The sequence below is a fragment of the Neisseria sp. P0020.S003 genome (assembly GCF_051957095.1).
Lineage (GTDB): Bacteria > Pseudomonadota > Gammaproteobacteria > Burkholderiales > Neisseriaceae > Neisseria > Neisseria subflava.
On record NZ_JBQCWU010000097.1, the window covers coordinates 1 to 294 of the forward strand.

General features: G+C 52.7%; 1 protein-coding gene. It reads right to left on the minus strand.

What is annotated here, in order from left to right; all coding sequences use genetic code 11:
- Window positions 1-294 (minus strand): DDE-type integrase/transposase/recombinase (locus tag ACTHTQ_RS11510; protein ID WP_440363991.1); only part of this gene is annotated, 294 nt, incomplete at both ends.

Below are 294 nucleotides of genomic sequence, written 5' to 3' on the forward strand. Positions count from 1 at the left end.
GCGGACGGGCAACCCGGGTAAACTTTTGACCAATCCCGTTCTCATAACAGGCTACACCGAAAGCATGGTTGGCCGAGCCTTTATATTCCGTACCGTTGTCGGAGTAAACGCACTCAATCAGGTATGGACAGGGATCAATCAGGTGTTCGGTCAGAAACTTGGCGGCACTGTCTGCGGTTTTGTCCGGCAAAATGGCGGCGTATAGCTCCCTTGAGAAATCGTCGATGGCGACAAACAGGTAATTCCGCTTATCGGTGGCTTTCTGCCCTTTGAGCAGCGGCAGCCGTTTGGTAT